The organism is Halopseudomonas sp. Lyrl_26, from assembly GCF_051948695.1.
Classification (GTDB): Bacteria; Pseudomonadota; Gammaproteobacteria; order Pseudomonadales; family Pseudomonadaceae; genus Halopseudomonas; species Halopseudomonas formosensis.
This window is the reverse complement of record NZ_JAYJLH010000003.1, coordinates 317,181-332,128: the sequence shown is the minus strand read 5'-3', so window position 1 is coordinate 332,128 and position 14,948 is coordinate 317,181. Positions and strand designations below refer to the sequence as shown.

The following is a 14,948-nucleotide window of genomic DNA, read 5'->3' as shown; positions in this document are numbered from 1 at the left end:
TTCATCGGGTGATACTCCGCATCATCCGCCACAGCAGCCAGGTGCCAATCAGTTGCAGACCAAAGGCCACCAGCAGCACCATGCGCCCACCGGACTGCTCCCACATACCGAGCAGCATCTGCGGGTTGCTGAGGAAAAGATAACCGGCCATGGCCACGGGCATACAGCCCAGCACAATAGCGCTGATGCGCGTCTCGCCGGTCAGCGCCCGCAGTTGTCTGGCGGCCCGCTCACGATCGCGGATCAGGCTGATCAGGTTGGTCAGCAGCTCACTGGCGTTGCCGCCGTAGCGCTGGTTGACCGCCACCCCCATGGCCAGGATGTGAAACTCCTTGCGCTCATACAGCTCGGCAAAATCCGTCATGGCATCGGCCAGCGGCATACCCCGCTGTACCGCGTTACGGGTACGCTCCATGGCGCTGTACAGCGGCTCCTGGGCGTTCTGCATACTGAGCAGCATGCCATCCCCCAGGGTGCGCCCGGACTTCAGGCTGCGTACCGTATGATCCAGCAGGCCCGGTGTCTGCTCGATCATCCGCTGCAGCCGCCGACCGGCCTGCCACAGCATGTACAGGCGCAACAGTACCGGCGGTATCAGCAACAACATGAGCAATGCCAGCCAGCCGCCGAGCAACCAGCCCAGCGCGGCCAGCAGCAGCCAGAAAGAACTCAACAGCACCACGACCCAGGCTGGCATGCTCAGCCCCGAGCGCAGCAACTCCCGCTGCAGCCGCCCCATGCTGACCGGCGCAGCCTGGGCCTGTTCGCTGGTCAGTCGCTGCATCACCTGCTCGGTCTCCGCAGCGCGCAGGCCACGACGCAACAGCCATAACCCGCCAAACAGCAACAGCAGGCACAGCAGCAGCGCGATATTCATCGCCCGCCCAGCCCCGGCATGCCAGGCATACCCGCTCCACGCAGCTTCTCACTGGCAGTGTTCCGCGCCTCGCGGACAAAACCGCCATGCACCCCCGGCTCAAGGCGGAAGAGGGTATTGGTCACATACTGCTCATCACGCAGGCCGACCACTTCCAGCACCTCGGACACACAGCGCCGACCATCACTGGTACGGGTCAGTTGCACGACCACATCAATCGCCGAGCAGATGGTCTGGCGCAGGGTGCGGTCGTGCACCTGGATACCCGACAGCCCGACCAGGGTTTCCAGCCGCAGCAAGGCATCCTGCGCATTGTTGGCATGCACCGTACTCATCGAGCCGTCGTGCCCGGTGTTCATCGCAGTCAGCACATCCAGCACCTCGATGCCGCGAATCTCCCCCAGCACGATACGGTCCGGGCGCATACGCAGAGCGTTACGCACCAGATCCCGGGCAGTCACCTCACCGTGTCCATCGGCATTCGGCGGGCGGGTTTCCAGGCGTACCACGTGGTCGTGCTTGAGTTGCAGCTCAGCGGTGTCCTCGATGGTGACAATACGCTCACGCGGGTCAATCATCTGGCTGAGCATGTTCAGCAGGGTGGTCTTGCCGGTGCCGGTACCGCCGCTGACCAATACGTTGCAGCGTTTGGCGACCATCAGCCGGAAGAAATCCAGAATCGCCTGGTCCAGCGAGCGCGTGGCCAGCATATCGGTGCTCTTGAGCATATCGCGGCTGAACTTGCGCACCGACAGACAAGGCCCATCCAGCGCCACCGGCGGGATCACCGCGTTGATCCGGCTGCCATCGGGCGTGCGCGCATCGACCATCGGCGAGGACTCATCCAGCCGCCGCCCGAGCGGAGCCAGAATCCGCTGGATCACCCGCAACAGATGCTGGTCATCCATGAAGCGCAGGTCACTGTGCTGCAATACCCCGTTGCGCTCGACAAAGATGCGCTGCGGGCCGTTGACCAGAATCTCACTCACCGTGCGATCGCGCAGCAGCACCTCCAGCGGGCCGAAGCCGACCAACTCATCAACCAGCTCCTCGGTCAGCCGGTCGGCCTCGTAGCGGGAGATGGCAAACTGCGCCTGCCGCGTGTACTCCCCGACCTTGGCCGAAACAAAGCGCACCAGGCTGGGCCGCGGCCCTTCCAGCAGGTTGTCGCTCTCCTCTTCCAGTTGCTCGATGATGTAACGGTGCAACTGTGCCTTCAGCTGCCCGCCACCCTGCCCGCTGTGCAATGAGCGATTCATTTACCGAGCCTCGCCAGCCTGCGCAACAGACTGCCCTGAGCCTTGTCTTCACCCTCCGGCGCCAGTTGCCCGACCAGCTGAACAAGCGCCCGGCTCAAGGCATCCCTCGGAGCAATATGGAACAACGGACTGCGCTGATTACGCGAACGCAGACGCAACTCGGCACTGGCGGGCAAGGTCGCCAGTACCGGCATTTCGAAGGTGCGTCCGAGTGCCTTCGAGGCCGGAGCGACACTATCGTAGTAGCGGTCCACCAGCAGCTGGGCATGCTCCAGCTTGACCCCGTCACCGCGCCACTGATTGAGCAGCTCAAGGTTGCGCCGACAGCAACTGACGCTGGGGTCCACATACCAGCACAGCTGGTCTGCCTGGCCGACCAGATTGCGCAGCATCTCGCTGTCCGGCTGGCCGGTCATGTTGATCAGCACCTGGTCAAAGTTCTGCCGCAGGGTTGCGGTCAACAGAAACACCTCCGAGGAGCTGTAGTGATCCAGGCGGTTATCCTTGACATCGGCAGGCAACACCCGCAGACCGCTGTCATGCTCGATAAAGGCCGTGTCGATCAGATTGCGGTCTATGCGCCGCAGGTTACGCACCGCATCGGAGAACACAAAGGTGGCCTCCAGCCCCAGTACGTCGAGGCTTTCACCACTGGGCACCCCCAGATCCACCAGCAGGGTGCGCTGAGTGCCACGTTGCAGCTGCAGCGCCATATGCGCGGCAATCAGTGCTGCATCGGCATCCGGCTGATTACCGAACAGCAGAATCAGTCGGCCCTGTTCCTTGCGCACCGGCAACGTCGGCAGGCGGTCGGTAATCCGTCGCACCAGACCACTGACCTCACTGGTACGCAGCCCCGAGGTCAGAAAGTCCTTGGCCCCGGCGCGCATCGCGGCGATCACCAGTTCATTATCAAAGCCATCACCCATGACCACCACCGCCAGCAGCGGCTTGGCTTCCAGCAGGCTTTCGATCAACGCACACTGGCTGGACAGGTTGTCCCTATCCATCCCGACAAATACCAGCGTCGCCCCGGTGGCATCAATCAGCCCGAACAGCTCATCCAGCTGCGGACTGACACGCAGCACCTGCCCCATGGGAGCCAGTGCACCCTGCAGCCAGCTGACTTCTTCTTCCTGATAAGTGCAGGCAAGAAACGTTCGCATCATTACCTCACTGTTTACCAGGAAAGCCCATCGAACCGATCAAAATCGCCATTCTCGAACAGCAGCATTTCCAGCGCTGAAGGATCGTAGTTGCGCAGTTTTTCACCCGGCAGCTCAGGCAGTTGAGCATCCGCCGCCAGCGGATTGACCAGCCGTGGGGTCACTATCATCAACAGCTCCTTCTCCTCGCGCAGCATGTCGGAATTACGGAAAAACGCACCCAGTACCGGGATATCCCCCAGCCCCGGCAGCTTGTTCACCATCGAGCGGTTGGTGGTATTGATCAGCCCGCTGATGACAAAACTCTCACCATCGGCCAGCGAGATACTGGTATCGGTGCGCCGCACGTTCAGCGCCGGTACCTGGGTACCGGAAATCACCACACCATTACTGAAGTCCAGCTCACTGACCTCCGGTGCCACCTTGAGGTGGATGCGGTTGCGGTCAATCACCGTCGGCGTCAGATTCAGACGGATACCGTATTCCTTGTACTCGATCGACAGCGAGTCACTGCCGCTACTGGGGATCGGCACCGGAAACTCACCGCCGGCCAGGAAGCTGGCGCTCTGACCGCTCAGCGCTACCAGGCTGGGGCGTGACAGGGTGTAGGCAAAGCCGCTGTTCTCCAGTGCATTCAATGCACCAAGGAACTTGCTGCTGCCTCCACCCCAGACGATATTGAAACCATCCGCCGACAGCGGCACCTGCGCCCCTGGCGTCAGCCCGCTGACCCCACCCACAGGCACACTACCCGGTCCAGTGCCCGGCGAGCCGAACAGGAAGTTATTCGACTGTGTACCAAAAATACGCAGGCCGACTTCCTTGAGCTTGGTACGGTTGACCTCGACAAAACGGATATCGGTTTGTACCTGACTGGGCAGCGTTGTCTCAGCGCTATCGGCCAGCAGTGGGCGGGCCAGCGCAGCAGTTGCTTCACCCTCCACAAACAGCATGCTCTGATGCGGCGTGCTGGCACAGCGGGTCCATAGACTGACGGTGGTCACGCCCGAGCCCTTGCCCAACAGCAGTATGCTGTCGCGGTTCAATAACCTGGCTTCAGCCACCTCGGGGTTGCCAACCGCAATACGCGTCACCGGCACCGGCAACTGCAATTGCTGATGCTGGCCCTGCCGCACTTCCAGCGTCCTCGGTACCTGCTCCAATGCGGCGCAGCCCGTGGCCGCCTGAGCCAATGCCAGCGGACTGACCAGCACCGCAGCGAGAGTGCCAAGGGCGAACAATGTACGTTGGGTCTTCTTGATCAGCATGATCTGCATCCTTGGCTCGCTCAGGGGTATTGGCGGGAAACATCGCTACCGTGATACACCGGGATACCGGCAGGACGTACCGGTACCAACCCCGGCTGCGGACGTTGAACCTGGCGCAGGGCCAGCTTCTCGAACTGGAACAGTTGGCGGTTGAGGTCTTCCACCTTGTCTTGCAGGGCCTTGCCGGCCTGGTACTCGGCCAGCAGCTTCTCGTCGATGCTGCGCACCGCCAGCCGCAGCTTGCCCACCTCACTGGCCAGCATAAAGCGCGTCAGCAGGCTCTCGGGCAGCGCCAGCACCACGGTGCGCGCCTGCTCCACCCGGCGGTTGGCGCGGCTGTCCTGCGCATCCTCCGCCACCGGCGCCATCAGCGGCTCACCGCTGCGATCGGCACCCAGCGCGCTGCCCACGGTCAGCACCCGCAGCGCCGGAATCACCACCTGCGCGGTGCGGTCACTGTTGCGCTCGTCATCGCGCAGAAACAGCAGCACGTCGACATAATCACCGGGCTGGATATGCCCGCCACCGCTGATCACCTCGTCCACCTGGATCGCCAGCGCCCGCTCCTCCGGGCGGATCATCCGCGCCAGCGGCCCGCCGGTCTCGAAACTCGATTCGTTCAGCACCGTACCGGCCGGCAGATCGCGCCACACCACCCGGCCCAGCAGCGGCTCGCTGTCGGCAAAGCTGCCCGGGGGGGCCACGCGCAGCTCCTCGATCAGCAGATCCTCGGCGCTGATGGCGCTCATTGCCGGCACCGCCCGCGCCAGCACCACCACAGGTACCCGCTCCTCTTCTGCATTGCGCAGGGGCAAGTCGGGCAACTCAAGGGTTGGCGCGGCGACGATGGGCGCCGGCTCCGCAACCACTTCAACCATCTGTGGCTGGCGGCTCAATGACAACCCCCAGTAGCCGGCAATAACTGCCCCCACCAGCAGCAGGCCCGCCAGCACCATGGTTACACGACTGTTCATTGCGGCACGCTCCTTGGTAGCCGTAATACGGGATCGGGCGAATCGATTCACCCGGCCCGGTGAATACCCGGGCACATGTGGATCGGGATTCTAGCCAGCCGGCAGCGCAACATCCTATTGCCACATAGTGCTAATCCTAATTGCATAATTACCTTGTGCGCCATTAGCCGCTAGGCTTACGCCACATGCACCTCCCTGTCCGCGTCACCGTGGATAATAACTTGCACCGGGCACCGGTAAGGAAGTAAGCAATGAATACCAAGTTGATCATGTTGATGGAATCGCTGCGCTCTTTTGTGAAGCGTGAGGATGGGGCTTCGGCGATTGAGTATGCGCTGATTGCGGGGTTGATTTCCATTGCGATCATAACCGCCGCAGGCCTACTTGGAGATGAGATATCTACTGCCTTCGAGAAAATAACACAAACTCTATCGGATGTTGAACAAAAGTGAGAAAAAGAGAAAAGGGGTTAGGCACAACTTAATGTACCGCCCCGACTGCTTTGAGTTGATATAAAGCGGGTATGTCGGCACCTGACTTACAGGTGCCGACACTCTGGCTTATTGGATTGGGCAAACACTTCAGCCCCCAGCAACGGATGGCTTGAGTCAGCGAATTCTGAGGGAGCAGCCAGCATGCAGTCAGCTGTCGCGCTACGACTGACCAGCGCCGTGGATATCACGCTGCAGCACACGCCCGTCATCGCTGGGCGCCTCGACCTGCAGCAGTGCCTGCAGTTTGCCAACCCAGCGCTGGCGACCGCCGTCGGTTATCCTTCCGAACAGCTGCTGGGCAACAACCTTGCTCACACCGCCCTGGCCGATATCGCCGCCTTGATCACCCGGCAGCGCAGCAGCCTGCTGGCAGGTGAAGCGCATACCAGCCACATGGAATATCAGCATGCCAGCCTCGGCATGCGCGCCGCCGAGGTGACTCTGGTCCCCCACCGCAGCAGTGACGGCAGCATCACTGGCTACCTGTTTTTCCTGCACGATACCCCCGACGCCTGCACCGACCTTGCCAGGCTCAGGCAGCTCGAACAGCAGGCCCGGCAACTGGCGCTGTATGACCCGGTGACCAATCTGCCCAACCGGCGGCGGCTGCACCAGCTGCTGGATCAGTGCCGTGCGGAATCCGCCGTAACCGGTGGATACTGTGCCTTGCTGTCGATCGAGCTGGACAACTTCAAGAGCCTCAATGATCTGTATGGTCGCGCACAGGGCGATCTGCTGCTGGGCAACACAGCGCGACGGCTGATCCAGAGCGTCCAGCTGTCCGACACCGTGGCCCGCATCGGTGACGACGAGTTCGTAGTCATCCTGCGCGAGCTGGGCAGCGAGCGAGACCAGGCCCTGCGCCGCATCCGGCAGATCACCGGTGGCATACTTGCCGCTCTGGGGCAGCCCTATCACGCCGGCGCCGGGGAGAGCCCGAGCGCCCATGGCCTGCTGTCGCCAGCCAGCATCGGCGCCCTGCTGTTCCGTGGCAGCCAGCTGAGCAATGATGAACTGCTCCAGCGCTCCGCCCTGGCGCTGTACCGCGCCAGGGCCAACGGCGGCAATCAATTCACCCTGTTCGAGCCCGAGCAGCTGGTCAAGGCCCAGCGCCGGCTGGCACTGGAAGCCGAGTTGCGGGGTGCCCTGGAGCGCCGGGAACTGCGGCTGCACTACCAGCCGCTGGTCGATGCCCAGCAATGCGTCATTGGCATGGAGGCCCTGCTGCGCTGGCAACACCCGCAACTCGGCCTGCTGCCACCAGACCGTTTCATCCCGCTGGCCGAGCACAATGGCCTGATTGTCACTATCGGGCAGTGGGTACTCGACACCGCCTGCGCGCAACTGGCCCAGTGGCAGCGGGAACCGCGCAGCTGGCACTGGACGCTGAACGTCAACATCAGCGCACGCCAGGTCCATGAGTCGCATTTCTTCGAGCTGCTGCAGGGGTGTGTGGCCCGTTCGGGTATCGATCCCGCCGGCCTCTGCCTGGAGCTGACCGAGTCCCTGCTGCTGAAAGACCCGGACCCACAGCTGCTCCAGCATCTGCATCAACTGCAGCAGAGCGGCGTGCAGCTGGCACTGGATGATTTTGGTACTGGCTATTCTTCATTGAACTATCTCAAGCAGTTGCCGCTGAACTGGCTGAAGATCGACAAGTCATTCATCCGCACGGTGCCGGATGACCCGCGGGATCAAGGCATCACCCAGGCCATTCTGTCGCTGGCCGCCGCCCTGGACCTGAAAGTGGTTGCCGAGGGCGTGGAAACCCGCGAACAGTTCGACTACCTGCGCGCAGCCGGCTGCGACGCATTTCAGGGTTATCTGTTCGGCCGCGCCATGCCCGCCGAGCAACTGACCGGCGAGCTATTCAGCAGGCGGCCGCCAAGCCCCGCCGGCTAGATCCATGAATATCGAGGTATCCCGTTGAAGAACAACCAGCCTGTCACCCAGAATGAAATCAGCTTCCCTGCCAGCCAGCGGCTGATCTCGGCGACCAATGCCAAGGGCGTGATCGCCTACTGCAACGACGAGTTTGTCGCGGTCAGTGGCTTCAGCCGCGACGAGCTGATCGGCAGCCCGCACAATATCGTCCGCCACCCGGATATGCCCGAGGCGGTATTTGCCCACATGTGGTCGTACCTGAAAAGCGGCAAGAGCTGGATGGGCATCATCAAGAACCGCTGCCGCAACGGCGACTACTACTGGGTCAACGCCTACGTCACGCCGATCCTGGAAAACGGCCAGATTACCGGTTACGAGTCGGTGCGGGTCAAACCCGAGCCGGAGCAGGTGCGCCGCGCCGACGCGCTGTATCAGCGCATGCGCAACGGCCAGCAGCCGACCGCCCGCCAGCCGCTGATCAGTCTGGTCACGCAACTGGCACCGCCGCTGGTGGCCACTGGTATTGCTGCCGCTGTATTGTCCCAGGGGCATTATTGGCTCAGCCTGGGCACCAGTGCGGTATTGCTGTTTGGCCTGCAGGCACTGGCCCGTTACCGCCAGCAGCGCACCTTGGACAGCCTGCGCAGCACCGCCGGTGACAGTTTTGACAGCGAGTTGATTGCCCTGACCTACAGCGACGCGCCGGCGCCCATTGCCCGCCTGCAACTGGCGATGATCAGCGAGCAGGCGCGTATCCGTACTGCGTTGAGCCGTCTGAATGACTTTGCCATCCGCACTTCGGAGCTGGCCTCGACCAGCTGTCAGTTGGCCGATCAGTCCGCCCGGGCGCTGCGTACTCAGCGTGACGAAGCGGATATGGCCGCCACCGCGATGAATCAGATGGCCGCCTCCATTACCGAGGTGGCGCGGCATATCCACGACACTGCCGACGCTGCACAACAGGTCAACGGCCTGAGCCAGACCGGCTCGGCACAGGCACAGAATACCCGCCAGGTGATTGAGCGGCTGGCCGACACCGTGCGTCACATCAGCCAGTCAGTCGACAGTCTGGCGGCAGAATCCCAGTCGATTCAGTCCGCCGCCGACATGATCCGCGCGATTGCCGAGCAGACCAACCTGCTGGCCCTCAACGCGGCTATCGAAGCCGCCCGCGCCGGCGATCAGGGCCGCGGGTTTGCCGTGGTCGCCGACGAAGTACGTGCGCTGGCAGCCAAGACTCAGGAGTCCACCGAACAGATCCAGCGCATTATCGGTTCGCTGCAACAGGTCGCTGCGGAGGCCGTGGAAATCGCCCATCAGGGCAGCGAGGAAGCCCAGACTGGGGTCCAGCAGGTGGTGGATACCCAACATGCGCTGGACGGCATCACCCAGGCGATCGCGCAGATCCATGAAATGGGTCAGCAGATGGCCGTCGCCTCCAACCAGCAGGCCCACGTCGCCGAGGACATCTCCCGGCAGATCACCAATATCGCCAGCGTATCCGACCAGAACGCCGAACTGGCGCAACGCTCCGCGCAGACCGGCAAGGACATGGAAACCACCGCCCAGGCGTTGCATACGCTGGTTGAACGTTTCAACCGTTGAATGGTCGCTACACTGGTTTTATTTGCATTAGCCGGTCAAGCGCAATGGCTCCGGCACTTGCCTGGAAAAAACGCAACATGTACCCCCCCCTGCAGGGCGGGGTTTGTTCTTTGTCAGTTGAAGATTACCTATGCCTCTACACCGCCGTACCCCGCCCCTTTCCTCGCTGCAGGTGCCCGCGCTCGGCGCCTGCCTGTTGAGCAGCCTGCTGACCGTCAGCCTGCCAGCCCAGGCCGAGCAGACCGCCGCCAGCACGCGCTGGGTCAGCGATAGCCTGACCAGCTTCGTGCGCAGTGGCCCGACCGACGGTTACCGCATCGTCGGCACACTCAGCTCCGGGCAGCAGGTCGAGCTGCTCGGCAGCCAGGGCGACTATAGCCAGGTGCGCACCCCCAATGGCAATGCCGTGTGGATTCCCAGCCGCGACCTGCAGAGCGTCCCTGGCCAGGCCGAGCGTCTGCCACAACTGGAACAGCAGGTAGCGCAACTGTCTGCCGAGCTGGCCGGCATCGATGATAACTGGAAGGCCCGCGTGCAGGGCATGCAGGAGACGCTGGACTCACGCAAGGCGCTGATCGACGACCTGCAAGCCACCCGCACCAAGCTGAACGCCGAACTGACCAGTGCCCGCTCGCAACTGCGCGATGCCCAGGCCCAACTGGGTGCGGAACAACAACAGGTGCTGATGCGCTACATGGTCTACGGTGGCGGCATAGCCGGAGCAGGTCTGCTGCTGGGACTGATCTTGCCGACCCTGCTGCGCGTGCGCCGCAAGCGCAACGATCAATGGATATAGGCCTGTCGAGTCCCCTCTCGACACCAGCACGTGCAGGGCACTGCATTGGGCGTGACCGCACACATATAGATCGAGGCGATTAAGATATTTGCCCCGATTAGATCAGACAGGAAGGAATGCGATGCTGATTCTGACTCGTAAGGTGGGTGAAAGCCTGATGGTAGGTGACGAAGTGACAGTAACGGTGCTGGGCGCGAAGGGTAATCAGGTGCGCCTCGGCATCACTGCTCCGCAGGATGTTGCAGTACACCGCGAAGAAATTTACCAGCGTATTCAGAAGCAGAAAAATGACCTGTCAAGCAGCTGATTTGGTTAAATGTTTCATGAGGCAGCGGGTTGCCTTGTGATTTAGCGGTTGAGCCAATACCATGCAACGCTTGGATTGATGTAACTCAGGATAATCAGTATGCGCTCCCTTCTTTGGCTGCCCCCGTTGTTTGTTGCCGCATCCGTGTCTCTGCTGGCAGAGGCTGCCGCTGAGCAGCCGGATCAGAGCGCCACCTTCTCTGCCGGCCAGTGCTGGGTCAACGCGCCCATCAAGCCGCGCCCCTTGCACGAGCAAGTGGAAGTCGTGTTGCAGGAATCCAGCGTCAGGTATTCCGTTGCCCCGGCGCAGCTCAGAGAAGGCGTGCAACAGGTGGTCACCCGTGAGGGCACCAAAACCTATCGCGTGGTACCCGCCACCTTCAAGCAGGTGACCGAACAGGTCCTGGTCAAACCCGAAACCCAGCGCTCCGTGGTAGTGCCCGCCGTCTACGAGGCACGCGAAGCGGTGCTGACCGTGGAGGAGGCCAAGACAGTACTTGAGCCCTGCCAGGCAGCAGGTACCCGCTTCGGCAACAGCGGTGCGATGGCGTTCTGCGCCACGGAAATCCCCGCCAGAGAAGAGATCGTCCAAGTCAACGTGCTGGTCGAGCCTGAAACCACCCGGTTGATCACTGAGCCAGCAGTGTACGAGAGCGTTACCCGCTGGGTAGTGGACCAGCCCGCGCGGGTCGTCGAAGTGACCACCGAGCCTCAGCTGGCCACGGTAGCCAAGGTGGAAACAGTCACCCCGGAACAAGTCCAGCAGCGCACCGAGCCTGCAGTGACCCGCACCATGAATATCACCAAGTACCAGGGCGAGCCGCAGATTGTGCTCAGACGCGCAATATGTGATTCGGACCTGCAACCTGCATTGATCAGCCGCCTGCAGGCAGCACTCAGTTCCAGGGGCTACAGCCTCGGCAACATCGACGGCAAGCTTGGTCAGCGCACCATTGCCGCGCTGTCGGACTATCAGGCCGACAACGGCCTGGCGATCGGTGCCGTGACCTACGAGAGCCTGGAAGCACTCGGGGTACGCTGAAACGCGAGCATGGCGGCGGCCTGCCTCGGCCGCCACTAACAACCGGGGCTACGCCGCGCTATGGCGCAGCATCTCGACCGTGCTGGACAGGCCGGTCGCGCCGGAACTCTTGATCAACACAACATCGCCGCCCCGCAACTGATCCACGAGGGCGGCGTTCAGTTCCTTGACCGTGGGATACCACCGCAGGGTCAAACGATCGTCGAGCAGCTGGGCGAGGATCTTCATGTGCTCACCACAGAGCAACAACAGCTCGGGCCGGGCCTGGAGCAGCGGGGCAGCCAACTGCGCGTGATAGCGATCGGCATCCTCGCCCAGTTCCAGCATGTCCCCCAACACCGCCACTTTTCTGCCCTGCTGTGCAGTCGTATCGGCAAGCAGCGCCAGAGCGGCGCGCATGGACACCGGGTTGGCGTTATAGGCTTCGTCCATCACCCGCACCCGCCCCTGCGCTGTTTCCGTGTAGAACGCCACACCCCGGCCCGCCAGCGGCTGGAACAGACTGAATTGGGCGAGCATCGGCTCCAGCGGCAAGCCCAGGGCCAGCGCAACGGCGATGCACGCCAGACTGTTGGCGGCCATATGCTCACCCGGCGCACCCAGCCGATAGTTATAGCGCTGATCCGCAACCACTACCTGCACCTCACTGGTTGCTGCCGAGTAGCGCTCCAGCCGCACCTCAGCGTCCGGGTGGCGGCCGTAGTGCAGCACCTGCAGCCCTCTGGCCCGGGCATGCGCCTCCAGCACTTCCCAGTACTCCATATCCCGGTTGAGCACCGCCACGCCCTGCTCGTTCATGCCCTCGAAGATACGACCCTTCTTGATCGCAACCGTCTCGGTGGTTCTGTGGTATTCAAGATGAGCCGGACCAATATTGGTCACCACGGCAATATCAGGTTTGACCAACAGCGAGTTGCGCGACATGTTGCCGATGGCCATTTCCAGTACCGTATGCGGCGCATCCCAGGCAATCGAGGCCAGATTCCAGGCAATACCATGGGGTAGATTGGCGTTATGCGCTGTGCGGCCGACTTCCCCCCAGGGCTGCAGCGCCCTTGTCAACATGGCCACGGTGCTGGTCTTGCCGGCACTGCCGGTCACTCCGATAACCTTGCCCAGCATCTGCTGACGGGCAAACTTCCCCATCGCCAGAATCGCCTGATTGATGTCCTGCACCCGCAGCAGCGGTATATGTGCAGAACCGACGCTGTCATCATCCTGCGTCAGCAGCGCCTGGGGAGTAAATGGCAGATGGGCCAGCGCTACCGGGTTGATACCGCGGCGGCCGCCGGCAGGCCGCAGGGTGACCATCTGCCCCGGTTGCAAACTGGGTGCCCATATACACAGACCAGTCGCTCGCCAGCTCGGTGCCGGCGGCCTGACCCAGCGTCCACCGGTGGCCTGCAGCAGGCGCTCCGGCGTCCAGTTGGGTCCGCTCTGGTAGGCCAGCTGTTTTCGGTGCTCGCGTGCCGCGCTGATCCGTTGCTGACGGGCGGGCGGGCACTGCTCACGTAGCAGGTAACTGTGGTACGCCACCATCCCGGACAGATAATGCTCAACATCATCGATCCGCACCCGAAACGCCTGATGACGAATGAAAAAACTGCCGAGTATTCTGGCCGGATTGCGAAAGTACATCGCGTATTCCGGCCAGAAATGGCCGTTCATCAGGTAGGCGGCGCGGTGATGCAGCGCCCGGTCGAACTTGTCGAGATCGATCTCACTCAGCAGGTGGCGATGCTCCGGGCTTTGCGCAATGCGTTCGAGCATACGCTGCGCCGCCATCATCAACTCCAGCAGCGTCGGGAAGGTGGTGATCCGCTTGAGCACGAAATCGAGATGGTCGGCGACGTTGCGAATGCCGAAGCGGAAATAACGTTCCTCGGGGCGGTACAGGGTCAGCTCGTTGACGCAGTAGCCCAGCCAGTGGTCGTGGGCCTTCCAGTGCTCGCGTGCGATAAAGCTGTCGAAGGCCTGCTCCACCATGGCCAGCCAGCGCTCATCACCGGTCAAACGGTACAAACGCATCAGACCGAAGGCCGCTTCGCCGTCGTAGTAGATGATGCGAAACGCGGCCTTGACGTCGAGTGCGGGGTAATTGAGCACATGCACGAATTCCCCGGAGTCCGGGTTCTGCATGTGACGGATGCCCAGCGCCAGCTCTTCCAGCAGCGGTAGATGCTGCTCGGTGTCGAACAGCTCGCTGTACTTGCCCAGCGCCAGCAGGCACACGGCGTTGCCACCGAGCTTGATCTCGTTGCCCACGTCCAGCAGAAATGCCGCCCGCTCACCGGTCGGCAACAGCACGCGCTGGATCAGTTCTGTGCACAGATAGCCAAGCCCTCTTTCTATGGCCTGCGCCAGCTCCGGCTCGCGGGTGACTTCCCAGGCTTCGAGCATGGAATAAAGTGTGCTGGCGTGGCGCAACGTGTTGTAGGCATTGATCGGCCGGTCGAAGCATGGATGCCAGCCGTAGTGGAAACGACCGTTTTCCCTGACCTGGGAGGCCAGATAATTGCTGCCCCGCTCGATCATGCCGCGCACCGCATCGGCATCACAGTCAAGCACCCGCCGCCCGGCGTTGTGGCCGGTGGCGTGGAGCGCCAGTGGCTGAGTATCCAGATCGCAGAACAAACCTTCGGTGGTCAGCAGATACACCGGCGCGTCGTCGGTAAAGTCCACCACCAGCCCGGCAAAGCGCTGGCCGGCATAGAGACTGAAATTCTTCTCGTTGATTACCGCGTGGCTGACCTGGCCGCCGCCGTAGAGCATGGCGTTACCGTTGAGCTCACCTTCAAGAAACGCCTGCTGGAAGTTCGCATCCAGGGCCAGGCCGTAACGAAAATAGTTGCGCTTGAACACCTTCAGGCTGGCCCTCAGCGCTTTCCAGGTCAGCGGCTGCGCCCGCGTCACCCAGTCCGCCCGCAGCCAGCGCACAGGCATATGGCGGCGTGCGGCAAGTTGCTGGCAGGCAGCGCTGAGCTCGCTCCACAGCGAGTCGATATTCGTGCCGCTGGCATGTACCACGGCGGCGCGGCGCCGCCCGTCGCTGAATGACAGGAACAGCGTGTACTGCGGCCAGGGCGACGGCAGCGCGGCAATGCGCTGCTGCAGCACCGGGCGCATTTTTTCCAGCAGGTGCGACAGGGATTTACTCATATTCTGGTCAAACTCCCCTATCCATTACCGGCACCGCCGCCATCGGCCCGAGGCGGGCCTCCCACAGAAAGGGCTGGCCGGGTGTTTTTGTGGGAACGGCGCCCCGCCGCGATGTCTG

Annotated in this window: 12 protein-coding genes; 6 read left to right on the top strand and 6 right to left on the bottom strand. The window is 62.4% G+C overall.

Going from position 1 to position 14,948, the window contains the following annotated elements:
* Position 1: 1 nt before the first annotated feature.
* From VF673_RS06755 to cpaB, 5 genes are read right to left on the bottom strand one after another with little or no spacing between them, the layout of a single operon-like run.
* The gene (locus VF673_RS06755) at positions 2–877 is read right to left on the bottom strand and encodes a type II secretion system F family protein (RefSeq protein WP_440291353.1); all 876 of its coding nucleotides are present in this window, start codon (positions 875–877) and stop codon (positions 2–4) included.
* A complete protein-coding gene (locus VF673_RS06750) occupies positions 874–2,136 on the bottom strand; it encodes a CpaF family protein (RefSeq protein ID WP_440291352.1) in 1,263 nt (420 codons plus the stop codon). Before VF673_RS06750 ends, VF673_RS06755 begins: the two co-directional genes overlap by 4 nt.
* Positions 2,133–3,302: a pilus assembly protein gene (locus tag VF673_RS06745; RefSeq protein ID WP_440291351.1), complete on the bottom strand. Its 1,170-nt coding sequence runs from the start codon at positions 3,300–3,302 to the stop codon at positions 2,133–2,135. Before VF673_RS06745 ends, VF673_RS06750 begins: the two co-directional genes overlap by 4 nt.
* Positions 3,303–3,316: 14 nt before the next feature.
* Positions 3,317–4,570: a type II and III secretion system protein family protein gene (locus VF673_RS06740; protein WP_440291350.1), complete on the bottom strand. Its 1,254-nt coding sequence runs from the start codon at positions 4,568–4,570 to the stop codon at positions 3,317–3,319.
* Between the two features lie 20 nt (positions 4,571–4,590).
* Complete coding sequence (gene cpaB, locus VF673_RS06735; protein ID WP_440291349.1) at positions 4,591–5,544, bottom strand: Flp pilus assembly protein CpaB; 954 nt, start codon at positions 5,542–5,544, stop codon at positions 4,591–4,593.
* A gap of 251 nt (positions 5,545–5,795) precedes the next feature.
* On the opposite strand from cpaB, the gene VF673_RS06730 reads away from it, so the two are divergent.
* From VF673_RS06730 to VF673_RS06705, 6 genes are all read left to right on the top strand, one after another.
* Positions 5,796–5,996: a Flp family type IVb pilin gene (locus VF673_RS06730; RefSeq protein WP_440291348.1), complete on the top strand. Its 201-nt coding sequence runs from the start codon at positions 5,796–5,798 to the stop codon at positions 5,994–5,996.
* 183 nt (positions 5,997–6,179) lie between these two features.
* Positions 6,180–7,940: a putative bifunctional diguanylate cyclase/phosphodiesterase gene (locus VF673_RS06725; RefSeq protein ID WP_440291347.1), complete on the top strand. Its 1,761-nt coding sequence runs from the start codon at positions 6,180–6,182 to the stop codon at positions 7,938–7,940.
* Positions 7,941–7,964: 24 nt separating this feature from the next.
* Positions 7,965–9,527, top strand: coding sequence for a methyl-accepting chemotaxis protein (locus tag VF673_RS06720; RefSeq protein ID WP_440291346.1), 1,563 nt, complete (start codon positions 7,965–7,967; stop codon positions 9,525–9,527).
* 130 nt (positions 9,528–9,657) lie between these two features.
* Positions 9,658–10,323: a TIGR04211 family SH3 domain-containing protein gene (locus VF673_RS06715; RefSeq protein WP_440291345.1), complete on the top strand. Its 666-nt coding sequence runs from the start codon at positions 9,658–9,660 to the stop codon at positions 10,321–10,323.
* A 121-nt stretch (positions 10,324–10,444) separates the two neighbouring features.
* Entirely contained in the window at positions 10,445–10,630 is a 186-nt protein-coding gene (gene csrA, locus VF673_RS06710; RefSeq protein WP_440291344.1) for a carbon storage regulator CsrA, read from the top strand.
* Between the two features lie 99 nt (positions 10,631–10,729).
* Positions 10,730–11,671: a peptidoglycan-binding protein gene (locus tag VF673_RS06705; RefSeq protein WP_440291343.1), complete on the top strand. Its 942-nt coding sequence runs from the start codon at positions 10,730–10,732 to the stop codon at positions 11,669–11,671.
* A gap of 48 nt (positions 11,672–11,719) precedes the next feature.
* Here VF673_RS06705 and VF673_RS06700 read toward each other — a convergent pair whose 3' ends face one another.
* A complete protein-coding gene (locus tag VF673_RS06700; RefSeq protein ID WP_440291342.1) occupies positions 11,720–14,830 on the bottom strand; it encodes a UDP-N-acetylmuramoyl-tripeptide--D-alanyl-D-alanine ligase in 3,111 nt (1,036 codons plus the stop codon).
* Between the last annotated feature and the right edge of the window lie 118 nt (positions 14,831–14,948).